This window comes from Prevotella merdae (genome assembly GCF_900290275.1).
In the GTDB taxonomy this organism is placed as follows: Bacteria; Bacteroidota; Bacteroidia; order Bacteroidales; family Bacteroidaceae; genus Prevotella; species Prevotella merdae.
Window position 1 is genome coordinate 577,209 of the sequence record NZ_LT985324.1, and the last position, 24,871, is coordinate 602,079.

The 24,871-nt window shown below is 44.0% G+C and carries 20 protein-coding genes; 2 read left to right on the plus strand and 18 right to left on the minus strand.

Translation table 11 applies throughout. From position 1 onward, the window contains the following. Positions 1–110: 110 nt before the first annotated feature. The 7 genes from pyrF to C9991_RS08945 all read right to left on the minus strand — a co-directional run bounded on the left by pyrF (position 111) and on the right by C9991_RS08945 (position 6,927). Positions 111–938 carry an orotidine-5'-phosphate decarboxylase gene (pyrF, locus tag C9991_RS08915; protein ID WP_106812206.1) on the minus strand — a complete coding sequence of 276 codons (828 nt, stop codon included), beginning with the start codon at positions 936–938 and terminating at the stop codon, positions 111–113. Positions 939–1,001: 63 nt separating this feature from the next. Beyond that, positions 1,002–2,114, minus strand: coding sequence for a peptide chain release factor 1 (gene prfA / locus C9991_RS08920; RefSeq protein ID WP_106812207.1), 1,113 nt, complete (start codon positions 2,112–2,114; stop codon positions 1,002–1,004). A gap of 56 nt (positions 2,115–2,170) precedes the next feature. Further along, positions 2,171–3,319: an AIR synthase-related protein gene (locus C9991_RS08925; RefSeq protein ID WP_106812793.1), complete on the minus strand. Its 1,149-nt coding sequence runs from the start codon at positions 3,317–3,319 to the stop codon at positions 2,171–2,173. Between the two features lie 75 nt (positions 3,320–3,394). After that, a complete protein-coding gene (locus tag C9991_RS08930) occupies positions 3,395–4,147 on the minus strand; it encodes a shikimate dehydrogenase family protein (RefSeq protein ID WP_106812208.1) in 753 nt (250 codons plus the stop codon). Between the two features lie 27 nt (positions 4,148–4,174). Beyond that, entirely contained in the window at positions 4,175–4,912 is a 738-nt protein-coding gene (gene ubiE / locus C9991_RS08935; RefSeq protein ID WP_106812209.1) for a bifunctional demethylmenaquinone methyltransferase/2-methoxy-6-polyprenyl-1,4-benzoquinol methylase UbiE, read from the minus strand. A gap of 72 nt (positions 4,913–4,984) precedes the next feature. Further along, positions 4,985–5,935 carry a phosphoribosylaminoimidazolesuccinocarboxamide synthase gene (locus tag C9991_RS08940; protein ID WP_106812210.1) on the minus strand — a complete coding sequence of 317 codons (951 nt, stop codon included), beginning with the start codon at positions 5,933–5,935 and terminating at the stop codon, positions 4,985–4,987. A 17-nt stretch (positions 5,936–5,952) separates the two neighbouring features. Beyond that, positions 5,953–6,927 (minus strand): PhoH family protein, encoded by a 975-nt coding sequence (locus tag C9991_RS08945; protein WP_106812211.1) that lies wholly within the window; start codon positions 6,925–6,927, stop codon positions 5,953–5,955. 123 nt (positions 6,928–7,050) lie between these two features. Here C9991_RS08945 and C9991_RS08950 point away from each other — a divergent pair, with 123 nt between their 5' ends. Further along, the gene (locus C9991_RS08950; RefSeq protein ID WP_106812212.1) at positions 7,051–7,884 is read left to right on the plus strand and encodes a DUF5715 family protein; all 834 of its coding nucleotides are present in this window, start codon (positions 7,051–7,053) and stop codon (positions 7,882–7,884) included. Positions 7,885–7,887: 3 nt separating this feature from the next. On the opposite strand, the gene C9991_RS08955 is transcribed toward C9991_RS08950, so the two are convergent. The 11 genes from C9991_RS08955 to yihA all read right to left on the minus strand — a co-directional run bounded on the left by C9991_RS08955 (position 7,888) and on the right by yihA (position 22,299). Next, positions 7,888–9,207 carry a YihY/virulence factor BrkB family protein gene (locus C9991_RS08955; protein ID WP_374228642.1) on the minus strand — a complete coding sequence of 440 codons (1,320 nt, stop codon included), beginning with the start codon at positions 9,205–9,207 and terminating at the stop codon, positions 7,888–7,890. A gap of 86 nt (positions 9,208–9,293) precedes the next feature. Beyond that, a complete protein-coding gene (locus tag C9991_RS08960) occupies positions 9,294–10,127 on the minus strand; it encodes a ComEA family DNA-binding protein (protein ID WP_232823288.1) in 834 nt (277 codons plus the stop codon). A 287-nt stretch (positions 10,128–10,414) separates the two neighbouring features. Continuing rightward, on the minus strand, positions 10,415–12,472 hold the full coding sequence (gene htpG, locus C9991_RS08965) for a molecular chaperone HtpG (protein ID WP_106812215.1): 2,058 nt from the start codon (positions 12,470–12,472) through the stop codon (positions 10,415–10,417). Between the two features lie 68 nt (positions 12,473–12,540). Next, positions 12,541–13,902 carry a dihydrolipoyl dehydrogenase gene (gene lpdA / locus C9991_RS08970; protein ID WP_106812216.1) on the minus strand — a complete coding sequence of 454 codons (1,362 nt, stop codon included), beginning with the start codon at positions 13,900–13,902 and terminating at the stop codon, positions 12,541–12,543. Between the two features lie 229 nt (positions 13,903–14,131). Beyond that, complete coding sequence (gene gcvPB, locus C9991_RS08975) at positions 14,132–15,589, minus strand: aminomethyl-transferring glycine dehydrogenase subunit GcvPB (protein WP_106812217.1); 1,458 nt, start codon at positions 15,587–15,589, stop codon at positions 14,132–14,134. Next, the gene (gene gcvPA, locus C9991_RS08980; protein WP_106812218.1) at positions 15,586–16,914 is read right to left on the minus strand and encodes an aminomethyl-transferring glycine dehydrogenase subunit GcvPA; all 1,329 of its coding nucleotides are present in this window, start codon (positions 16,912–16,914) and stop codon (positions 15,586–15,588) included. Before gcvPA ends, gcvPB begins: the two co-directional genes overlap by 4 nt. A 37-nt stretch (positions 16,915–16,951) precedes the next feature. Next, positions 16,952–17,332, minus strand: coding sequence for a glycine cleavage system protein GcvH (gene gcvH / locus C9991_RS08985; RefSeq protein WP_106812219.1), 381 nt, complete (start codon positions 17,330–17,332; stop codon positions 16,952–16,954). A gap of 60 nt (positions 17,333–17,392) precedes the next feature. Next, the gene (gcvT, locus tag C9991_RS08990; protein WP_106812220.1) at positions 17,393–18,481 is read right to left on the minus strand and encodes a glycine cleavage system aminomethyltransferase GcvT; all 1,089 of its coding nucleotides are present in this window, start codon (positions 18,479–18,481) and stop codon (positions 17,393–17,395) included. A 33-nt stretch (positions 18,482–18,514) separates the two neighbouring features. Then, positions 18,515–19,486 carry a lipoate--protein ligase gene (lplA, locus tag C9991_RS08995; RefSeq protein WP_106812221.1) on the minus strand — a complete coding sequence of 324 codons (972 nt, stop codon included), beginning with the start codon at positions 19,484–19,486 and terminating at the stop codon, positions 18,515–18,517. Positions 19,487–19,911: 425 nt separating this feature from the next. Next, the gene (gene abc-f, locus C9991_RS09000; RefSeq protein WP_106812222.1) at positions 19,912–21,690 is read right to left on the minus strand and encodes a ribosomal protection-like ABC-F family protein; all 1,779 of its coding nucleotides are present in this window, start codon (positions 21,688–21,690) and stop codon (positions 19,912–19,914) included. A 3-nt stretch (positions 21,691–21,693) separates the two neighbouring features. After that, positions 21,694–22,299: a ribosome biogenesis GTP-binding protein YihA/YsxC gene (gene yihA / locus C9991_RS09005; RefSeq protein ID WP_106812223.1), complete on the minus strand. Its 606-nt coding sequence runs from the start codon at positions 22,297–22,299 to the stop codon at positions 21,694–21,696. 228 nt (positions 22,300–22,527) lie between these two features. Between yihA and pflB the strand changes: the two genes are divergently transcribed. Continuing rightward, positions 22,528–24,768: a formate C-acetyltransferase gene (gene pflB / locus C9991_RS09010; protein ID WP_106812224.1), complete on the plus strand. Its 2,241-nt coding sequence runs from the start codon at positions 22,528–22,530 to the stop codon at positions 24,766–24,768. Positions 24,769–24,871 lie beyond the last annotated feature (103 nt).

The window sequence follows — 24,871 nt, forward strand, 5'->3', positions numbered from 1 at the left end:
CCCGCTGAGTTGATTACCTTTTAATTTTGCAAAAATAAGCAATTTTATTGATATAACGCTTGTTGCTTGTGTGAATTTGTCTATTTTGCAAAAAAAACAGTGCTTTTTCCTTAGATACCGAACTTTTCAAGCTCTTTATCCATCTGTTGCTGCAGTTCTTTGGCGTTCTTGGCAGCCTGCTCTGCAAAGTCCTCGCCCTTGGATGCATAGATGATACCGCGTGAGCTGTTGACAAGCAGTCCACAGTCTTTGTTCATACCATACTTGCATACCTCTTCAAGCGAGCCACCCTGGGCACCTACACCAGGTACAAGCAAGAAGTGGTTTGGCACAATCTTGCGTATGTCTTCAAACATACGGCCCTGAGTAGCACCTACAACATACATCATATTGTCGGCATTACCCCAGTTTTGTGATGTGCGCAATACCTTCTCGAATAGACGCTCACCGTTGTTGTCTTCGGTAAGCTGGAAGTCGTGGCTGCCCTTGTTGCTGGTTAGAGCAAGCAAGATAACCCATTTGCCTTCGTAGCCAAGGAACGGTGTAACGCTGTCCTCGCCCATGTAAGGAGCCACTGTCAGCGAGTCGACATCATACTCATCAAAGAAAGTGCGTGCATACATGGCACTTGTGTTGCCTATGTCGCCACGTTTGGCATCGGCCACAATAAAGTGGTTGGGATAGTTATCCTTGAGATACTTTATAGTCTTTTCGAACGAGATGAGACCCTTAACGCCAAATGCCTCGTAGAAAGCGAGGTTTGGCTTGTACGATACGCAATAATCTGCAGTAGCGTCAATAATAGCCTTGTTGAAGGCAAAGATTGGGTCTTCCTCCTTCAATAGATGTTCAGGCATCTTCTTGAGGTCGGTGTCGAGACCTACGCAAAGGAATGAGCGCTTGGTCTTTATCTGATTTACTAATTCCGATCTGTTCATAATGATTAGTATTTATAAATTAGAATACAATTAGTATTTGCGATTGATGTAATGATTGACGAATTACAATTCGTTCTCCTTCATCTTCTCGGCATTCTCGGCTACAGTCAGAGCGTCGATCATTGGTTGGATGTTACCACCCATAAAGCCAGGAAGGTCGTATACGGTCATGCCAATGCGATGATCGGTTACACGGCCTTGAGGGAAGTTGTAGGTACGAATCTTTGCCGAACGGTCACCAGTAGACACAAGAGTCTTACGGCGGTTGGGAAAATCGTCAAAATACTTCTGATGCTCCTTTTCATATATATATGTACGCAAGCGTGCAAGAGCTCTTTCCTTGTTCTTTGGCTGGTCGCGAGTTTCGGTACACTCAATAAGGATTTCTTCTACCTCTCCAGTGTTAGGGTTTTTCCACATATAGCGGGCACGAACACCAGATTCCACCTTGTTTACGTTCTGACCACCGGCACCAGAAGAGCGGAAAGTATCCCATTTTATTTCGCCTTCGTTGATGTTAACCTCAAAAGGATCGGCCTCAGGAAGAACGGCTACTGTAGCTGCGGATGTCTGCATACGACCATTCGACTCGGTTACAGGCACACGTTGTACGCGGTGAACGCCCGACTCATACTTTAATGTGCCATATACGTTGTCGCCACTTACAGCAAAGCATATTTCCTTAAAGCCGCCTACGGCTCCCTCGCTCTCGCTTGTTACTGATACTGCCCAACCTTTCGACTCGCAATACTTCTTGTACATCATGAATATTTCGCCAGCAAAGAGACAAGCCTCGTCGCCACCAGTACCGGCACGAACCTCCATCTGTACGTTCTTAGCGTCTTCTGGATCCTTAGGTACAAGCGCAATCTTTATCTCTTCCTCGAGTTTAGGCTGAAGTTCCTCGTTGGTAGCAAGTTCCTCTCGTGCCATCTCCTTCATATCTGCATCTTGCTCGTTCATAAGGATATCCTTTGCCTCAGCAATGCCGTTAAGACAATTGATATACTTCTGGCGAAGCTTCATGATGTCCTCCAGATCCTTGTACTCCTTTGTAAGTTTCACATAACGCTGCTGGTCAGCAATTACAGAAGGGTCTGTTATGAGAGTAGATACTTCCTCATAACGAGCCTCTAGTCCGTCGAGTTTTTCTAATATATTATTGTTTTCTGCCATTTGTAGTATTTTGTAGTAGACAAGTAATAATTACTGCTCAACTATTTATTATATAATTAATATTCGAATTCACCATATTCAGACTTGATGAGCAGCGAGCGCTTGCCTTCCTCGATATGTCCAACAATCTGTGCATCGATATTGAAGTTCTTGCTTATCTCTATCACTTTTTCGGCAACCTCAGGACGTACATATATCTCCATACGGTGACCCATATTGAATACCTTGTACATTTCCTTCCAGTCGGTCTGGCTCTGCTCCTGGATAGCACGGAAGAGTGGGGGAACAGGGAACATATTGTCCTTGATAACACGGCAGTTTTCGCCTACGAAGTGAAGCACCTTAGTCTGTGCGCCACCAGTACAGTGAACCATACCATGAATTTCTGGACGCAACTCGTCAAGCAATCGCTTGATAACAGGAGCGTATGTACGTGTAGGCGATAATACAAGTTTGCCTGCATTTATAGGTGAACCCTCAACCGAATCGTCAAGACGATAGCCTCCGCTGTATACCAGCTCGTTAGGTACAGCATGGTCGTAGCTCTCAGGATATTTCTCGGCAAGATACTTAGAGAATACATCGTGGCGGGCACTTGTAAGTCCGTTTGAACCCATACCACCATTGTATTCCTTCTCGTATGTAGCCTGTCCAAATGATGCAAGACCAACAATAACATCGCCCGGACGTATGTTTGCATTGTCGATAACGTCCTTACGCTTCATACGGCATGTAACGGTAGAGTCGACAATAATGGTGCGAACAAGGTCGCCAACATCAGCAGTCTCGCCACCAGTAGCGTATACACCAACACCCATCTTGCGCAAGTCGGCAAGCAGTTCGTCGGTTCCGTTGATAACAGCAGATATAACCTCGCCCGGAATAAGCATCTTGTTACGGCCTATAGTGCTTGATACTAGGATGTTGTCTACGGCACCTACGCAAAGAAGGTCGTCGGTATTCATAACGATGGCATCTTGTGCCACACCCTTCCAAACACTAAGGTCGCCAGTTTCTTTCCAATAAAGGTATGCAAGAGACGACTTTGTGCCAGCACCATCGGCATGCATGATGTTGCAGTATTCGGGGTCGCCTCCAAGAATATCAGGAATAATCTTACAGAAAGCCTGTGGATAAAGACCCTTATCAATATTCTTAATGGCGTTGTGCACATCTTCTTTAGCTGCGCTTACACCGCGCATCATGTATCTGTTCGATTTGTCCATTGTCGTATTTTTGTTTTGTTTATTGTCAATGTTATTGTTATGTGTGTAATTGGTTTAAAGTTGTTCCTCGCCGTTCCAGAAATCCCAACTGGCAAAGGCTTGTAATAGAAGCATCTCCAAACCATTCTTTGTTGTGGCGCCATACTTGGCACCTTTCTTCATAAAAAGAGTTTCGTCGGGGTTGTAGATGAGGTCGTACAGAATGGTGTGTGTGTCCATAGCCTCATATGGAAGGTCGGGGCAGGTGTCGGCCTTGGGATACATGCCGAGTGGGGTACAGTTTACTATAACATTATACTCTTTTATGAGCTCGGGTGTAACTTCTTCGTATGTTATGCAACCGCTTTTCTTGGCTCTGCTAACAAACAATGTTTCAAGTCCAAGCGACTTCAGGCCATATTCTATAGCGCGTGAAGCACCACCAGTACCCAGGATAAGTGCCTTCTTGTGGAAATTCTCAAGCATAGGCTCAATGCTGCGTGTAAAGCCAATGACATCGCTGTTGAAACCTTTAAGCGTGACATTCTTGCCCTTGCGTGTTATGCGTATAACATTAACAGCGCCAATAGCGCGTGCTTCAGGACTAAGCTCGTCGATGTAGCTTATCACCTTTTGCTTGTATGGAATTGTTACGTTAAGTCCTTTAAGCTCTGGGGTTGAAGCGAGAATCTCAGGTAAATCCTCTATATTAGGAATCTCAAAATTGATGTATCGCGCATTGATGCCTTCGTTGGCAAACTTCTCGTTGAAGAAGCTAACGGAGAAAGAGTGTCCTAAAGGGAATCCTATTAATCCATACTTATCCATAATAATTATTGTTTGTTAGTCGGAGTTTTATTTTGTAGCAAAGTACATAGTGCAGATTCCGAAGGTGAATCTTCTGAAAGAAGCCTCTTTAAAACCTGCCTTCTTGAGAATTTCTGTCATACGCTCGCCTTGCGGGAAAGCCTCTATTGTGGCTGTAAGGTAGGTGTATGCAGTAGCGTCGCCAGAGATAAACTTACCGTATACTGGAAGAATAGTATGCGAGTAGACCTTAAACAGCTGTTTCATTGGAAATTGTACTGGTGTGGTAAGTTCCACTATGCATAGATGTCCTTCTGGTTTTAGGACACGGCACATCTCCTTAAGTCCGCGGTCAAGGTCTTGAAAGTTTCTTATTCCGAATGCTGCTGTTACAGCGTCGAATGAATTGTCAGGAAAAGACAATGCCATACAGTCTTCCTTGCTGAATGATATGGTGTTGTCGAGCCCAAGTTTCTTGGTCTTTATTCGACCTACATTCATCATACCTTCGCTTATGTCTACTCCGACCAACTTGTTTGGCTGGAGCATCTTGGCAGCTTGAATGGCAAAATCGCCAGTGCCCGTTGCTATGTCGAGCATCGTTTGTGGCTTAAATGGTTTCAAGCGCTTCAATGCTTTATGACGCCATATTTTGTCGATGTTCCAAGACAACCGGTGGTTAAGCTTGTCGTATGTTTGAGCAATGTTGTCAAACATCTGCTCCACTTGAGCCCCTTTTTCCTCGTTGTCGTTGTATGGCTTTATTTGTTCTTGTTTGTATGTCATTGTCTTGTTCTTAAAACCAAATAAGAGGGTGTGTCAAAATATCTTTTTTGACACACCTTCTATAAAAACCGTTTACTTGCGTGTGGCAAGGTATGCAGCTACGTTCTTTTCGATACGTGCAGCGATATCGCCTTCCTCTACAGTCTTGTCGAATGTTTCGCCTGTGATATGCTCGTAAAGTTCGATGTAGCGGTTGCTTACGCTTTCTGCATATTCGTCTGTAATTTCAGGCATAGTCTGTCCTGGCTCGTTCATAAAGTTATGCTCGATGAGCCACTGACGTACAAACTCTTTAGAGAGCTGCTTCTGAGGCAATCCCTTCTCAAACTTCTCCTCGTAGCCGTCTGCATAGAAGTAGCGGCTTGAGTCAGGTGTATGAATCTCGTCGATAAGATAAACCTTGCCGTCGCGCTTGCCAAACTCGTACTTTGTATCAACGAGTATAAGACCACGCTTGGCTGCCATCTCCTGACCACGCTGGAATATACGGCGTGTGTAGTCTTCCATTACAGCATAGTCTTCGGCACTTACTATACCTTGGGCTATAATTTCCTCCTTAGATATGTTCATATCATGACCTTCGTCGGCCTTAGTTGTAGGAGTGATGATAGGCTCTGGGAAACGCTGGTTCTCCTTCATTCCTTCAGGAAGTTTCACGCCACAAAGTTCACGGCAGCCTTCTTTATAGGCACGCCAAGCCGAACCAGTGAGGATAGAACGGATAATCATTTCTACACGGAACCCTTCGCATTTAAGACCAACTGTAACCATTGGGTCTGGAGTTGCGAGTTTCCAGTTAGGACAGATGTCGGTAGTTGCGTCAAGGAACTTGGCGGCAATCTGATTCAATACTTGTCCTTTGAAGGGTATGCCTTTAGGCAATACAACGTCGAATGCAGAGATTCGGTCGGTTGCAACCATTACGATAACATCGTCGTTGATGTCGTACACATCGCGTACCTTGCCATGATACACGCTTTTCTGTCCTTCAAAATGAAAATCAGTTTTTGTAAGTGCTTTCATATTCTTTTTTTATTTGTTTATGAATTCTCTCTTGTTGTTTCCTGACTTTTTGCAAGAGCCTTGTCGTGCGATTCGTAAGCGTTTACGATTCGTGTTACAAGCTTGTGTCTTACAATGTCTTTCTGTCCAAGTGATACAAAGCCTATTCCTTCCACATTCTTAAGAATGTCTAGAGATTCGGCAAGTCCGCTTCTCTGTCCGCGTGGAAGGTCAATCTGTGTCATATCTCCGGTAATAACCATCTTTGTGTTCCATCCCATTCGGGTAAGGAACATTCTGAGCTGTGCTGTAGTTGTGTTTTGTGCTTCGTCAAGAATCACTACAGCGTCGCTAAGTGTTCGGCCTCGCATAAATGCAAGTGGAGCAATCTGTATGATGTTCTTCTCCATCATGTCTTGCAACTTAACTGCCGGCAGCATATCCTCAAGAGCATCGTATAGAGGTTGCAGATATGGGTCTATCTTGTCTTTCATATCTCCTGGCAGAAATCCAAGTTTCTCGCCAGCTTCTACGGCTGGACGCGAAAGTATAATCTTACGGATGGCCTTTTCTTTCAAGGCTCTTACAGCAAGCGCTATGCTTAGATATGTCTTGCCGGTACCAGCGGGGCCAGTGGCAAATATCATGTCGTTGTTCTCAAAAGCGTCAACCAGCTTCTGTTGGTTCTCGCTCTTGCATTTTATTGGCTTACCTGAGATGTTGTAAACAATTACACCTTTAACACCTTCTTCTTTGGTCTGTCGGCCTTTGATTATGTCAAGGATGTCTTCGTCGTTGATGTTATTGTATTTAAGGACATGACGGCGCATCTTTTCTACGTTCTCCTCAAATGATGCCATTTCCTCTTCGTCACCAAGAACGCGAATGATATTGTCGCGTGCGACAATTCGCAATTTTGGATACAAAGACTTAATCATTTGTAGATGCGCGTTGCCAACCCCGTAGAAAACTACCGGGTCTATATCTTCTAATATGATATGTTTCTCTATCAAAATGTATAAAGTATCTTTTTGCGTGCAAAGTTAGTGAAAAAATCCGATTAAGCGAAAAGAATGAAAATTTTTAATAGTCATTGTTTTGTATTGTCTTTGAATTGCGCTAACTTTGCATATATTATGACGAAAGTAAGTAAAAAAAGATATTTGCAGTGTTTCGGACTGGTAGTTATTGCTTTGGCAATAGTTCGTGTATCATTTCCTCAGGTTACAGGCAAGAATGTAGGCAAAAGTGATACTGTTGCTATACAGAATAAAGATGAGATTGCAGAAAACCGCGATTCCATCGAACTTGTTAGTGATGTGGATGCGGGAGTGAAGGACACTATTGTGAAACCTTTGGGCAAGCCTTCCATATTCTTTAATGCTGACGGTACGTTGGTTAAGAACCGTATTTATAGTGTGCCGCACTTTGGTAATGCTTTTCCTGACCAGAATGATGTTCAGCTTGTAGCAGCAACCAAGCATGGTGTAAGTGCTGTTATTGACAGGGCGGATGCAGAAAAGCGCAAGTCGGAACTTGTGTATGTTGGCAGCAGTCCATTCTATCATGTAGACAAGCTTAAAAGTAGTATACCATACTTGGTGCCGCGAGCTGCTGTATTGTTGCAAGACATCGGACGCAACTTCTTTGACAGTTTGCAGACCAAACAGATTCCTCTTCATAAGGTTATTGTTACATCTGTATTGCGCAGCAAGTCGGATGTGGCAAAGTTGCGCTCGCATAACGGTAATGCAACAGAAAACTCATGCCATCTTTATGGTACAACATTCGACATCTGTTATAACCGTTATTTGACCGTTGAAGACCCCGAGGGTGTTGCACGCCGTAAGGTTCGCAACGACACATTGAAGTGGGTATTAAGCGAGGTTCTTAACGATATGCGCAAGAACCAACGCTGTTATGTCAAGTATGAGGTGAAACAGGGATGCTTCCACATCACTGTAAATTAATGTTTACAGGTCTTTTAGCATCACTTGTCTTTGCTCTGTAAGATATTCGTTTCGGCTTGCTATTATTTTTCTCCATGCAGGAGAGGCAAGCCGTTTCATATCAATGTTTAAGGTCCACTTGCCATATGCCTCTATTCGGTCGATAACAGTTCCCACAGAAAGACGTGTTATACATTCGGCAGGTTGGTAGTGTGTAGTCTCACCTTTATCGCCACTTGTTATTTCAGTCAAGATGTGTGTTTGCGACAATTCGTACAACAACTCATTTACTATGCGTATAGGTATGCCCGTTTGTAGCTTAAGGTCGAGAGCCGAGAAAGGTTTACCTCCATTGGCAAAGCGTTTGCATATCTGGCTTGTGAGCACAATGCACAATAGCATCTTGTATCTATGGCTTAGGTCTTCGGTCTTAGTTCTGAAGGCAAAGTCTTCCATGTTTTGACTTGCATAGCACAATTCTGCTCCGAAGAGACATATCAGCCATGATATCTGCACCCATAACATGAACATAGGCAAAGCGGCAAACGATCCATAGATGGCATTGTAGCTGCTTACCCATATCTGTGAGTGGATATAGAACAACTGTAGTCCTTGCATTGCTACACCGGCAAGAATACCAGGCACAACTGCACATCCTATCTTTACTTTGGTATTTGGCATGAACACATACAATGCTACAAACACGCCCGACATTATGACATATGGCATGAGTTGCAGGAAGAATTGCATTATTGGACCTAACAGCATTGTGTCTTCTATCTGCTGGAATATGGTGGCGAAGAAGATGCTTATACCAGAGGTTATAACTATGACCAACGGAACGAGCAAGAACATTGATGTATAGTCGGTTATGGTACGGAAGACGCTTCGAGGCTTCTTTACCTGCCAGATATAGTTGAAAGTCTGCTCGATGTTGCTTACAAGCATTATCACTGTGAAGAGCATAAATATAAGACCAATACCAAGGAACAGGCCACTTTTGGTATGTACAAGGTATGAGTTGACAAAGCCGATAATTGTCTCGGCTGCTTGTGGCTGACTTGACAACGACTCGCGAAACCATGCTTCTATATACTTGTTGTAGCCAAAGCCTCGTGCAATGGCAAACACCACAGCAAGTATTGGCACAATAGCAAGAAGGGTAGAGTAGGTAAGGGCTGCCGCTGAGCTTGTTATACGTTTGGTGGTTGTGAATTCTACTGCAAGTATCAGCTTTTTCAGAACAGTGTACATAAAGAAGCGTATAGGTGACACTTCGTTATGGCGTATGCTCCAAATGTCTGTAGTTAGAAATCTGTACAGTTTTATATATGTTGACTTGATGTTCATTGTCTGTATATGGATTAGTATTCTATATATTATATAATGTATATGGTTCTATATATTTACTTTGTTTTTTATATATTGATTTAGTATTCTATATATGGTTCAATCCGGTTGATGTCGAATTCGGTGAATTCTTTCAGCAGTTTAAGTTCCTTAATGTCTTTTATCTCGCCGTGCAATCTACGGTAGTCGGTTATGGCACGTGCTTGATAGTAGTTGATGTATGGATGTCGTTTTAGCCGTGCCAGTGACATCTTGTTAACATTAAGTTTTTGGATATTGTCTTTATCAATATGTATATATTGTATAGCCTCTTCCGGAAAGTTTTCTATTTCCTGCAGTTGCTGTTTCGACACAAAGCCTCCCAATTGTTCACGGTATCTCATAGTTTGCCGTGCATAGTATGAGCCTATTCCAGGAATAGTCTTTAGTTGGGTTGTATCTGATGCGTTTATATTAAGTTGCTCTCCTTTTCTAAGTTTAGGAGTGTAGGCGGTTGGCTTTTCTGATTTTATTTCAGTTGTTTCTTTCTCGGAGTATTCCTTTTTGTCATAATTGTTATATCTTTTATGATTTCTAACTTCTGCAAGAGTTGACGCCGGCAGGTATTCGTCAGATATCCTTATATATGGAGCAAGTCGGCGATACTGACCAACAGTCAGTCCGTATACATAAGCAAAATCTTCCTTGCTTCTGTATATGCCGCCTTTAGCGCGATACTTGCAGATATTGCGTACTTGCCATTCTTGCAGACCCAATCGTAGAAGTTGATCTCTGTCTGCTGTATTAGGATCGAAGTAGAATAATTCTTTGCGTAATTTGGCAGGTTCGTCGTTCTTGTTGTCAGTCTCCTTGCTTGCTATATTTGTTTCGCTTTGTTTAGTGGCGGTTTGAGCCGGAATAGGATTGCTCTCCATCCCTTCATTTTGCAATGTATAAATAGCAATGCATGCGATAGCAACTAATACCAACAACGTCAATATCGCTCTACGGTCAGACTTGCATAAATAGCTAATTCTTTTCCAAAACATAGATTCTTTGATTTAAAGTTGTTAAGTTATATTGCTGATTATTTCAAACTTATGCAAAAATACGACTTCTTTCTTGAACTTACAAGAACTTTGATAAAATAAAAGAAGAGGCAACCGCAATTAAGCAGTTGCCTCTTCTTCAATTGTATTAAAACAAAATAGTTTTGTTATATTTATTTAATAATGTCTACAGAACGCTTAAGGAAAGCGTCAAGGGCAGCACCCTTCAACATGCCATTCTGCAACAGTGCAAGATCGATGAGCTGATGTACGATATTGTTGCCTTTTGCATATGTGGTTATTACGTCTTTCTTCTTGTTGCGCTGTTCCTCAATAGCCTTCTCGGTGTTCTTTACATCATCCTTTTCCTCCTGAGTTAGCTCCTCAGGTTTCTTGTTGCTCTGTGTCTGATGCAAAGCAGCAAGACGTGCTTCAAGTCCCTTTAGCTCGCTTTCTATAGGCTTAAGTTCCTCAGCACAGGCAGTCTTCTCGCCTTCAAGCACATTCTTGATAAGGGCATGGTCGCTGTTTAGGACAAGGTTGTAAGCGTCAGGCATCTGTGCATAGAAAGCCATGCCAGCCTGGAACTTGCTTGCCTCTTTCATACGGCGCATATACTCGCTCTGTGTTATTATTACAGGCAAGTTCTGTTCGCCAAGAGCCTGTACGTCTACATAGAACTCAGTCTTGTCGAGTTTAGGCATCTGTGAGCGGAATGTCTGTGATAGATTGTCTTGCTCATCCTTAGGCAGTTCGCTTTCTTTCTTATCATCTTTTACAATAAGGCGGTCTACGATGTCGGCATCTACACGAGTGAAACGAGTCTTTTCAAGCTTTGTCTCAAGCATCTGCACCATAGGAGTGTCAAGTTGTCCGTCAAGCAACAGTACGCTATAACCCTTAGCCTTTGCAGCCTCAATATAGCTGTATTCACCTTCCTTATCGTTGGCGTAGAGGTATACAAGGTTGCCATCCTTGTCAGTCTGATTGTCCTTGATAAGAGTCTTGTACTCGTCGTATGTAAAGTACTTACCTTCAACATCCTTCAGTAGGGCAAAGTCCTTGGCGCGATCGTAAAAGTCTTCCTGCGACAACATGCCATAGTTGATGAATATCTTAAGGTCGTCCCACTTCTCCTCGTATTCCTTACGGTTCTCCTTAAAGATGCCAGATAGACGGTCGGCAACCTTCTTTGTGATGTACTTTGAAATCTTCTTAACGTTGGCATCGCTCTGAAGATAAGAACGGCTAACATTAAGCGGAATGTCTGGAGAGTCGATAACACCATGAAGCAGCGTGAGGAACTCAGGTACAATGCCTTCTACCTGGTCGGTAACGAACACTTGGTTGCAGTACAACTGTATCTTGTTGCGTTGAAGCTCGATGTTCGACTTGATGCGTGGGAAGTACAGTATACCTGTAAGGTTGAATGGATAGTCAACATTAAGGTGAATCCAGAACAAAGGCTCGTCCTGCATAGGATACAGTGTGCGATAGAACTCTTTGTAGTCTTCGTCCTTCAGTGTGCTTGGTGCCTTGGTCCAAAGAGGCTCTACATTATTAATAATGTTGTCTTCTTCGGTTTCCACCTGCTTGCCGTCTTTCCAATCGGTCTTCTTGCCAAAGGCAACAGGTACGGGCATAAACTTGCAGTACTTGTTAAGCAATTCCTGAATCTTAATCTTGTCGAGGAATTCCTTGCAGTCGTCATCTATATATAGGATGATATCAGAACCGCGGTCTGCCTTTTCGGCATCGCTAATCTCAAACTCAGGACTGCCGTCACAGCTCCACTTAATAGCCTTAGATCCTTCCTTGTAGCTGCGTGTGATAATCTCCACCTTCTTGCTCACCATAAATGATGAATAGAAGCCGAGACCGAAATGACCGATAATGGCATTTGCGTTGTCCTTATATTTGTCGAGGAAGTCGGTAACGCCAGAGAAAGCAATCTGATTGATGTACTTGTTGATTTCTTCCTCTGTCATACCTATACCGCGGTCGCTGATAGTAAGTGTTCCCTTATCAGTATCAAGATTTACGTGAACTGTGAGGTCGCCAAGTTCGCCTTTAAAGTCGCCACGTTCGGCAAGTGTCTTAACCTTCTGTGTTGCGTCAACAGCGTTGGATACCATTTCGCGAAGGAAAATTTCATGATCTGAATAAAGAAACTTCTTAATCACCGGGAATATATTCTCGGTAGTTACTCCAATATTACCTTTTTGTGCCATAATATGATGTATATATTATTTTACGTTATGTTTACATCATATTATACAAATTGCGTGCCAATTTATTATCAGCAAACAATTTCGTGCAAAACTTCAGATAGAGTAGGGTGAGTGTGAATGATGTTAGCAAGTGCGTCAGTTGTTACACCTGTATTCATCAAAGCGGCAACCTCTTGTATTATATCCGAAGAATGGGCACCAAAGGCATGGCATCCGACAATCTTGTTGTCAGATGTGTCAATCATAAGTTTTATCAATCCCTCTGTCTCGTCCATGGCAACAGCTTTGCCGTTAGCCCTATAGTATCCCTTCTTGCATACATACTCCTTGTTTTCTGCCTTCAATATATCCTCGCTTGCTCCTACGCTTGCAGCTTCGGGATAGGTGAATATGGCCGATGGCATAATGTCAAACTTGATGTTGTCCTCGCGTCCAAGTATATGGTTTACCACATGCATTCCTTGGAATGTTGCGGCATGCGCAAGCATGCAACGTCCGTTTACGTCGCCTATAGCGTATACATTATTTATATTAGTACGGAAGTTGTCGTCAACGGCTATACCCTTAGTCGAGTGTTCGATGCCAGCCAATTCAAGACCAAGCCCATCTGTGTTAGGTTTGCGTCCGGTTGCTATAAGTACGGTGTCGGCATTAACCTGCTGTGGCTTGCCTTTCTTCTCGTAGTTTACAACGAGTTGCTGCTTGCCGTCTTCGGTTGTAGACGTGGTTATGCTCTTTACTGCCGATTGCATAGTAAACTCAACACCTCGCTTGCCTATAGTTTGGCGCAGACGCTTGGCAATATCACTATCGAGAACAGGAAGACATTCCTTCATAAACTCAATGACAGTAACCTTGCTGCCGAAACTGTTGAAGATAGACGCAAATTCCATTCCGATAACGCCAGCACCTATGATGCAAAGATTTTCAGGAATGTGGTCGATGTCAAGCAATTGGGTTGAGTCTACAACACCAGGTAGTGTAAGGCCCTCGATAGGAGGACATTTAGAGCTTGAGCCAGTAGCTATGATAATGTTGTCGGCAGTATAAGTCTCGTCGCCAACAGCAATAGTCTTTGCATCTGTAAAATGTGCGAATCCGCGTACAAATGTAATGCCTGGCATTTGCATTAAGGTCTCGATGCCGCTGCGCAGCTTTTCTACCACTTCGCGCTTGCGTTCGATAACCTTATTGAAGTTCAGCTGAAAACCATTGACGCTTATACCGAAAGTCTCGGCATTGGCTAATGTCTCGATAGCCTCGGCATTTCTGCAAAGTGTTTTGGTTGGTATACAACCACAGTTAAGGCATGTGCCGCCTGCCTCGTGTGCCTCAATTACAGTAACTGTAAGTCCATTCTTTGCAGCATACTCAGCGGCACGGTATCCGCCAGGTCCAGAACCTATAATGATTAAGTTGGATTTGTTCATCTTAGTAGAGTAATAGGGTTAGGTGTATTAGGGGGCCATGAGGAGGGTGTGTCAAAATGGGAGTTAAAGGAAGTTTGGGCTTCGCCCGAAGTTAACAGAAGTTAGCGGACATATGTATAAATTACTGAAAATAAAGCATTTGTCTGTTAACTTCCATCCATCGCAGATGGATTAACTTCTTCTTTAATTCTGATAACTCACATTTTGACACACCCTCCTCTTTAAAGATTTAAATAGATTTCATTTGTTTCCAAGTCAATATCGGTTGTTTGGCGGCAAGCACATCATCAACACGTCCTGTAGGTGTGTTATGTGGTGCTGTCTTTACAACGTCCGGATTGCTTGCTGCCTCTTCGGCAATCTTGCGCAAGGTGTCGATAAAGCAGTCTATGGTCTCCTTGCTTTCGTTCTCTGTTGGCTCTATCATCATAGCTTCATGGAAGAGCAACGGGAAGTATATTGTCGGAGCATGATAGCCATAGTCGAGTAGACGCTTGGCAACATCCATAGTTGTTACCCCCGTCGACTTGTCCTTTAGTCCGTTGAATACAAACTCATGTTTGCATACACTACCTATAGGCAATTCGTAGCAGTCCTTAAGCGACTCTTTGATATAGTTAGCATTTAGAGTGGCAAGCGGACCAACAAGCTTGATGTGCTCGTTGCCGAGGGTCAAGATATAGGTGTAAGCTCTAAGCATAACGGTAAAGTTGCCAAAGAACTCGCCCACATGTATGTCGCCATCGCCCTTGTTTACTATATGGTATTTGTCGCCAACCTTTTCTACCTTTGGTACAGGAAGGAATTGTTCCAAGCCCTTGCGAACACCAACTGGACCCGAACCTGGTCCACCTCCGCCATGAGGTGTAGAGAATGTCTTATGCAGGTTGATGTGCATAACGTCGAAGCCCATATCTCCAGGGCGGCATACACCAAGCATAGGGTTGAGGTTGGCTCCATCATAATACATAAGACCACCACATTCGTGTACAAGTCGTTGTATCTCAGGAATCTCACGCTCAAAAAGACCAAGCGTATTAGGATTGGTCATCATCATGGCTGCAACAGTATCGTCAAGCAGTCCACGCAAATCGTTTACATCGACAACACCTTCTGCTGTAGATTTCACCTCAATTATTTCCAGTCCGCATACAGCTGCAGATGCAGGGTTAGTGCCATGTGCCGAGTCGGGTACAATAACCTTAGTACGTTTCATGTCGCCACGACTTTGGTGATAGGCGCGTATAATCATAAGTCCGGTAAGCTCTCCGTGTGCACCTGCAAATGGGTTGAGTGTAAATTCTTCCAAACCCGTTATGGCAGAAAGAGCCTTTTGCATGTCGTAGTATACCTGCAAAGCTCCCTGGCAAGTTTCTTCTGGCTGTAATGGGTGAATAGCTGCAAACTGTGGCAAAGCTGCTATTTCCTCGTTGATTATAGGGTTGTACTTCATCGTGCAACTGCCTAAAGGATAGAAGCCATTGTTTACGCCAAAGTTGTTGTTGCTAAGATTGGTGTAATGGCGTACTACGGTAAGCTCGTCACATTCAGGTAATTCAGCATCAGTATTGCGACGCATCTCGGCAGGAACTTCGTGGTGTCCAAACTTATTCAGGGGAAGAGAATAACCACGTCTGCCAGGACGTGACAACTCAAAAATCAAGTTTCCATAAAGATGATTGTTCATAGCGTCTCCTCCTTTACAATGTTTACTAGTTTGTCAACCTCTTCCTTTGTGCGTTTCTCTGTAACAGCAAACATAATGGTATTTGCGTCTACTTTAATGCCGCCCATTATGCCGTTGGCAATGAATTGCTTTTGCAATGCATCTGTATCGCCCTTGTATTTGAGGCAGAACTCGTTGAAGAAAGGCTTGTTGTACTTTTCCTCGAATTTGCCAGTGGCTATCAGTTCGTCGTGCAGATAGTGTGCGCCGTCGTACGACATCTGTGCTGCCTCCTTCAATCCCTCCTTGCCCATAACAGACATGTATATTGTTACAAAGAGAGCCATGAGCGACTCGTTAGAGCAAATATTTGATGTTGCCTTTTGGCGACGAATATGTTGCTCGCGCGCTTGAAGGGTAAGCACAAATACACGTTGACCTCTATTGTCAACAGTCTTGCCTACAATACGACCCGGCATCTTGCGCATTAGCTTTTCCTTACAGCACATATAGCCAACAGAAGGACCTCCGAACGACATAGGAATGCCGAGCGATTGTCCGTCGCCTACAGCTATATCTGCATCCCATTCGCCTGGAGTCTTCAACATGGCAAGGTCGGCAGCCACACTATTAATGACAAACAGAGCCTTATTTGTATGACAAGAGTCGGCAAAACCCGAGTAGTCTTCTACAATGCCATAATAGTTAGGTTGTTGTACAATAACTCCAGCTATGCCGCCACGCTCAAGACGCTCGTCCATACTTGCCTTGTCGGTTGTGCCTTCATTGGCTTTAATCAGTTCGATGTTGAATCCATGGAAGTGGGCGTATGTCTTTACAACGTTCAGCACCTTAGGGTCTACCGTCTCGGATACAAGCACAGTATCTGTCTTCTTGGTAGCTGCCATAGTCATAATGGCAGCCTCGGCTGTTGCTGTAGAGCCGTCGTACATAGAAGCGTTAGATACATCCATGCCGGTAAGCTCGGCCATCATGCTCTGGTATTCAAAGATATAGTGTAGAGTACCTTGTGATATCTCTGCCTGATACGGAGTGTAGCTTGTAAGAAATTCGGAGCGTGACAGAATGTTAGGTACTGCAGCCGGTGTGTAATGGTCGTAGCAACCAGCACCGGCAAATACAGTAAGTCGAAGATTCTTATTGCCGAGTTGTTCGAAGAAAGCTCTTATTTCCGACTCGCTTTTAGGGTCAGGCAAGTCGTATTTGCCTCGAAAACGGATGCACTCAGGCACATCAGAATAGAGATCGTCAAGCGACTCCATTCCTGCCTGAGCTAACATCTGTTTTATTTCATCCTCGGTATGAGGGAAATATTTAAAGTTCATAGTAAAGGTTTTAAAGTTTATGATATTGGATATCTGCTTATTCCTTGCAGATACCCTCATAAGCGGCAGCGTCCATAAGGTTGTCAAGTTCGCCCTTGTCAGACATCTCCACCTTCATAATCCAGTTTTCGAATGCGTCCTCGTTGATAAGCTCAGGCTTATCCTCAAGAGCCTCGTTTATCTCAACAACAGTACCAGATACAGGAGAGATAAGGTCGCTTGCAGCCTTAACGCTTTCAACAGCACCGAAATCCTCGCCAGCCTCTACTTCGTCGTCAACCTCAGGCATGTCAACATATACAACATTGCCAAGTGCGTGCTGAGCATAGTCTGTAATACCAACGTAAGCGAAATCGCCTTCAACCTTTACATATTCGTGTGACTCAGAGTAGTAGAGTCCTTCAATTACTTTTGCCATAGTGTTTAATTTAGTAGTGATTAATTATTTAGTTGTTAATTATTTAATTCTTTGTTTTTGTTATTTCTTGTAGTGTTTGTCGTAGAAACGTTTCTTTACAACAATGCCAGGGAATGTCTTCTTTCTGATTTGTACCTCAAGTTCTGTACCCAGTTTTCCGTATTTTGCGTCGATAAGAGCCATACAAACCGACTTGTCTGTAGATATTGTATGATATCCAGTTGTAACTTCGCCAATCTCCTTGCCTTCGGCTAAAATCTTGTAGCCATGACGAGGAATGGCACGGTCTTGTAGCTCAATGCCCACAAGCTTCTTTTCTGGACCGTTGGCTTTCTGCTCTGCAAGTGCCTCCTTGCCTATAAACTCAGGCTTGTCGAGTTTGCAGAACATGCTCAATCCTGCCATAACTGGTGTGATGTCCTTAGACAATTCATCGCCATACAAAGGCAAACCTACCTCGAAGCGCAATGTGTCGCGGCATCCAAGACCGCATGGTTTGCAACGACCTGACTCCATCAGCTTGTCCCAGTTGGCATTGATAAACTTATGAGAAGCATAAATCTCGAATCCGTCCTCGCCAGTATAGCCGGTGCGGCTTATAATGATGGTCTCGCCTTCAACGTCAGCAAACTTGGCTGTATAGAAAGTAAGTTCTTTGCATCCAATTCCCAAAACCTCCTCAACAACCTGCTCGGCCTCAGGACCTTGTACAGCAAGCTGTCCATAGTCTTCAGAACGGTTGGCAAACTCAACGTCGAAACCTTCGAGATGGCTCTTCATCCACTCAACATCCTTGTCTATGTTGGCGGCATTGATAACGAGGAAGAAGTCGTTATCGTCCATTTTGTATACCAGCAAGTCGTCTACGGTGCCACCATCTTCGTAGCACATCATGCCGTAGAATATCTTTCCAATAGGAGCATCCTTGATGTCGTTGGTAAAGATATGGTTTACATAGCGCTCGGCATCAGGACCTTTAACCGTTACTTCGCCCATGTGCGACACGTCAAACACACCACAGTGCTGTCGTACAGCGTTGTGCTCGTCGGTGATGTTGGTGTACTGGATTGGCATGATAAATCCGCCGAAAGGTTGCATTAAGGCTCCAAGAGCCACATGCTTTTCGTAAAGACATGTTTTTTTCTCCATATCAGTAGTAATATTTAGATTGAGTTTATAGATTTATTTTGTCAGCAGCTCAACAAAGTCGTTCTTTTTCAGATTTAGAATAACATCGTCAAGTTGGTTGGGTAAGGCTTGGGCCACTTCTTGTTCAGTTAGCTTCACACCTCTTAGGGGCGTTATTATCTGTTGTCCTATGTCTCCCACGAGGAAGAAGTCGCCCTTGATGTCAATATCGTGTATCACATCGTTCTTCATCTCCATGTTTACAACAATATCTCCAACACCTTCGATGCGTCCGCTTCGTGTTATGTTGTAGCGTGGATTGTTGCCATAAATGAATTTGGGTGTCAGATATTCTTTTTCAATCTCGGATATCTTCTTTATGTCGTCTTCGCCAAGTATTACCTCTCCATTGCATAAGTTGTCTTTGGTAAACTGCTTAAACTGCTCAATGTCGAGGCTAATATGGTCTTTCAGTAGTGTGATGTGCTGGCGAACGCTCTTAATGCCCTTAGATATAAGTTTCTCGTCCGAAGGAGTTATAGCGCCCACCATGTTCTGCATATCTGTGTCGTACAGCATGGTGCCGTGTACAATACTGTGTCCAGGTACATGATAGAAGGCATTGCCCGATACTTTCTTGTCGCCAATCATTATATCGTTGCGTCCGCTTGCGGTAGCGTCTACACCGAGTTTGCGCAGCATTGTAGCCACCATATCTATATATTTGCCAAATGTCAGGCTAACGTTTTCGTCAATTGTTATATACGAGAACATGATATTGTTCATGTCGGCATACACACATCCGCCTCCGCTCTTGCGTCTGTACGTGTTGATGTTGTGCTGTCGGCAGTATTCCAGATTCACCTCGTTTTGTATCAGTTGGTTTCGCCCGAATATAACGGTGGGGGTTACTTGCCACATGAAGAAGTATTCGTCGCCTTTCATGTGGCGCGCTATATACTCTTCCATAGCAAGGTAGAAGGTTAGTCTTCTTTCACGGTTGTTGGGCAAGGTTACATATATCATAGATTTTTGTTTTTAAAGTATCGTATGCAAACTTACACAATTTTATTCATTCGCAAGAGTTTTTATTCGTGTTTTTTCGAGGGTTAAGGATTTTTGACATGATAAGAGCCAAGAGTGGGGTGTTGCAGTAGTGCATCCCGCGCTCTTGGCTCGTATTATTGCGTCGTTTCGATTGTCTTTATAAGATGTAGACAACATATTTGTTCGATCTTTGATTGCTATCAAATGTATCTATGCTTGCTGTCAAATGTATCTATGCTTGCTGTCAAATGTATCTTTGATTGCTATCAAATGTATCTATGCTTGCTATCAAACGAAGTTTTGCTTGCTGTCAAACGAAGTTTTTTCATCATATATAATGACACTTCAGTTTGCGTGCTGTTGCGCATTACAATGGTTTAGCATCTCTCCAAATGCCGGATATTTTATCCGTCAATTTCTGACAGTTCGAGCCATCTCATTTCCTTCTCTTCGAGAGCATCCTTTATTTCGGGCAGTCGTTTGCTCTTTTCTGTAAGCTCGTCTATAGAGAGAGTTCCGCTGCACAAAGCCTCTTCTATCTCTTTTTGTTCTTGTTCGAGTTTGGCGATGTCTTTCTCCAATTGCTCAAACTCGCACTTCTCCTTGTACGTCTTCTTTCTGCGTTGTTCGCCAACAAACTCGCGTTTCTCCTTCTTTTCTGTGTCTACCAGCTTCTTGTCGTTCTGTGTTTCCTTTGGCTTAAGCGATTCCCACTCTCTATATTGTGTATAGTTGCCAGGGAAGTCTTTTATCACGCCCTCGCCATTGAACACAAGCAGATGGTCTACAATCTTGTCCATAAAGAAACGGTCGTGCGACACGATAATAACGCATCCAGGATAGTCTTGCAGATACTCTTCCAGCACCTCAAGTGTCTGTATGTCGAGGTCGTTGGTAGGCTCGTCAAGCACAAGGAAGTTAGGGTTGCGCATCAAAACTGTGCAAAGGTATAGCTTTCGCTGTTCGCCTCCCGACAGTTTGTACACATAGTCGTACTGTTGTTCGGGTGTAAACAGGAAGTGCTGTAACAATTGACCAGCTGTGATATGCTGTCCTCCTCCGTAGTCGATGTATTCGGCAATGTCGGATATCACGTCTATCACGCGCTGTTGCTCGTTAAACTTCATTCCGTCTTGTGAGAAATAGCCAAAGCGTACGGTTTCTCCGATGTCGAATCGTCCGCTGTCTGGTTGCACTTCACCAAGCAACATCTTGATGAAGGTAGACTTTCCCGTGCCGTTGTTGCCTACAATTCCCATCTTCTCAAAGCGTTGGAAGTTGTAGTAGAAGTCCTTTAGGATAACTTTCTCGTCGAAGGCTTTAGACACATATTGGCATTCGAATATCTTGGAGCCTATGTACACGTTCTTCGACTTCAGTCGCATCTGTCTTTCCTCTATGCGCTGTCTTGCCTTGTTCTCAAGGTCGTAGAAAGCCTCTTCTCTGTAACGAGCCTTGTGTCCGCGTGCTTGCGGTTGGCGGCGCATCCATTCAAGCTCTCGTCTATACAGATTGTTGGCACGCGCAATCTCGGCACGTGTAGCGTCAATACGCTCTTGGCGTTTCTCCATATAATAGCGGAAGTTGCCGTGATAGGTATATATGGAGTGGTTGTCAAGTTCGAGAATAATATTGCATACGCGGTCAAGGAAGTAACGGTCGTGCGTTACCATAAGCAATGTCTTGTTGCCACGAGACAGATAACCCTCAAGCCATTCAATCATCTGTAAGTCAAGATGGTTGGTTGGCTCGTCAAGGATAAGCAAGTCTGGTTCGGTAATCAGTACATTAGCCAATGCTACACGCTTCTGTTGTCCGCCACTAAGTTGTCCTATAGGCTGACTTAAGTCGGTTATGCGCAACTGTGTCAGCACTTGTTTGGCCTTAAGCACTTTATCCGGATCGCCGTTGTGATTGAAACAAGCGTCAAGTACCGATTCCTCAGGATCGAACTTAGGCTGTTGCTCAAGGAATCCAACCTTAATATCACGTCGGAAGATAATGCTGCCACTATCTACACTCTCTTTGCCAGAGAGCAGCGATAGTAGGGTAGACTTGCCCGTTCCGTTCTTTGCTATAAGTCCGACGTGTTGGCCTTCGCCTATAGAGAAAGAGATGTCCTCAAACAAGACATGCGCGCCGAAACGTTTAGAGACGTTTTGTACGTCGAGTAATGGAGTCATATTTTATTCCTGTTCTATGTCCTTCAGAATGTTTTCAATATAGTCGAGCACCTCGTCTCGGCCAGTCTTTTTCTCCGAGCTTGTGATGAAGTAGGGTGGCAGTTCCTCCCATTGTTCCTTAAGCGAATTCATCCATTTGGCGGCATTCTGCTTTGCGCGTACGGGGCCAAGTTTGTCGGCTTTAGTGAATATTATAGAGAAAGGAACTTGGCTTTCGCCTAACCAGTTGATGAAGTCGGTGTCTATCTTCATCGGGTCGTGTCGTATGTCTATCAGCACAAATGTGTTGACAAGCTGCTTGCGTTGCAATATATACGACGTAATCATCTGGTCGAGCTTCTTCTGCACAGTCTTCGAGCGCTTGGCAAATCCGTAACCAGGAAGGTCTACAAGATACCAGTCATTATTAATGATGAAATGGTTTATAAGCAAAGTCTTGCCAGGTGTCGCAGAGGTTTTTGCCAGACCTTTGTGGTTGCACAGCATATTGATGAGGCTCGACTTGCCAACATTTGAGCGGCCGATGAATGCAAACTCGGGCTTGGTGTCCTTAGGGCATTGGCTCACCGTAGCTGATGATATTGTAAATTCTGATTTTGTTATGTTCATATATATTGTACTATTCTAAATAAAATATGTTTATAAATACGCATAATTAAATAATGTGTACAAAATTACAAAAAAATAATTAGAAAACGGCTTCTACGCACTTAACCACTACAAACAAATGATGATTTTTATGCTTAAGTGTTAGGTTTTCTTGCGTAAGTAGAGAAATAAGAGTATCTTTGCAAATGATTACACACTAATATTAATATATTTAAAACCACAAATTTTATGATTCTTCAAAATTTGCAAAACGATTTCAAAGGTTCTAATTGGAAACGCGAAATCGATGTGCGTGATTTCATTCAGGCTAACTATGAGGCATACGATGGCGACGAGAGCTTTCTCGTAGGTCCTACCGAGCGTACTCTTCATCTCTGGGATGTTCTATCGAAGATGTTTGAGGTGGAGCGCGAGAAGGGTGTATATGATGCCGAGACTAAGATGCCTCAGAGCATCGATACTTATGGAGCTGGATATATAGACAAGGATAGTGAGGTTATTGTAGGTTTGCAGACCGATGAGCCATTGAAGCGTGGCATATTCCCGAAGGGTGGTATACGTATGGTAGAGAAGGCTTTGAAGTCGTATGGCTACGAGCTTGACCCTGCTACAAAGACTATCTTTACTAAGTATCGCAAGACCCACAACGAGGGTGTGTTCTCTGCTTATAACGACGACATAAAGGCTGCACGTCATGCCCATATCATTACAGGTCTGCCCGACGCATACGGACGTGGCCGTATTATCGGCGACTATCGTCGTATTGCTCTTTATGGTACAGCCAACCTTATAGAGGAGAAGAAGCGTTACTTCAAGCGTATCGATATTCAGGAATTTACCGAGGAGATTGTACGTCATCGCGAGGAGATATCAGAGCAGATACAGGCTCTTAAGCAATTTGAGCGCATGTGTGCTGCTTACGGATTTGATGTAACACGTCCGGCTACAAATGCTCGCGAGGCTGTACAGTGGACATACTTTGGCTATCTTGGAGCTGTAAAGGATCAGGATGGTGCAGCTATGTCACTTGGCCGTGTTTGTGCATTCCTTGATGTCTATATTCAGCGTGATTTGAAGAATGGCACTCTTACAGAACAGGAGGCACAGGAACTTATCGACCAGATGATTATGAAGCTGCGTATTGTACGCTTCCTTCGCACTCCTGAGTACAACGACCTCTTCTCTGGCGACCCAATATGGGCTACTGCATCTATTGGTGGTATGGGTATCGATGGCCGTTCAATGGTAACAAAGACCGATTATCGTTTCCTCCATACTCTATACAATATGGGTCCTTCGCCTGAGCCAAACCTTACTGTGCTTTGGAGCGAGCGTTTGCCTGAGTCGTGGAAGAAGTATTGTGCAAAGGTGAGCATCGATACCAGCGCTATTCAGTACGAGAACGATGACCTTATGCGTGCCGACCTTGGCGACGACTATGGTATTGCATGCTGTGTTTCACCAATGAAGATTGGCAAGCAGATGCAGTTCTTTGGTGCCCGTGCCAACCTTGCAAAGTGTATGCTTTATGCTATCAACGGCGGACGTGACGAGATGTCGGGCGAGCAGATTGGTCCTCGCTTTGCTCCTATCACAGGCGACTATCTCAGCTACGAGGAGTTTATGCCTAAGTTTGAGCAGATGATGCGCTGGCTTGCCAAGACTTATGTCAACGCTCTGAAGATTATCCACTACATGCACGACAAGTATGACTACGAGGCATTCGAGATGTCATTGCATGATGGTGATGTGGAACGTACACGTGCAACTGGTATTGCAGGATTGTCTATCGTAGCCGACTCTATTGCAGCTATGCAGCATTGCAAGATTCGCATCATTCGTGATGAATCGGGATTGGCAGTTGATTATAAGATAGAGGAGGGCGAATATACTCCGTTTGGCAACAACTGCGACGAGACAGATGCTATTGCTGTAGATATTACAGAGAAGTTTATGGAGTATCTGCGTCAGCATCGTACCTATCGTGATGCTGTTCCTACACAGAGCTTGCTTACCATCACTTCTAACGTAGTGTATGGTCGTAATACAGGTGCTACACCTGACGGTCGTGAGAAAGGTGTTCCGTTTGCTCCAGGTGCTAATCCTATGAACGCACGCGACGTTAAGGGTGCTGTTGCTGCACTTGCTTCGGTTGCCAAGCTTCCGTTCCAGCACTCACGCGATGGTATATCTTACACATTCGCTGTTGCTCCTTCGGCTCTTGGTAAGACTAAGGATATGCAGTCGGCTAACCTCGTGTCGTTGCTCGATGGTTACTTTACACCTACTGGTGGACAGCATATCAATGTTAACGTGTTCGACCGTAATCTGCTTCTTGATGCTATGGAGCATCCAGAGAAGTATCCGCAGCTCACTATCCGTGTCAGCGGTTATGCCGTGAACTTCGTTAAGCTTACACGCGAACAACAGCTTGACGTATTGTCACGTACAATCAATCAGGGTATGTAAATATATATTCTGTTGAATAAAACATAACAAAGCACGCAAGTCGCAGGGCTTGTGTGCTGTAAATAATCGAGTAGGAGGAAAACGAAGCAGTTTTCTTCCTACT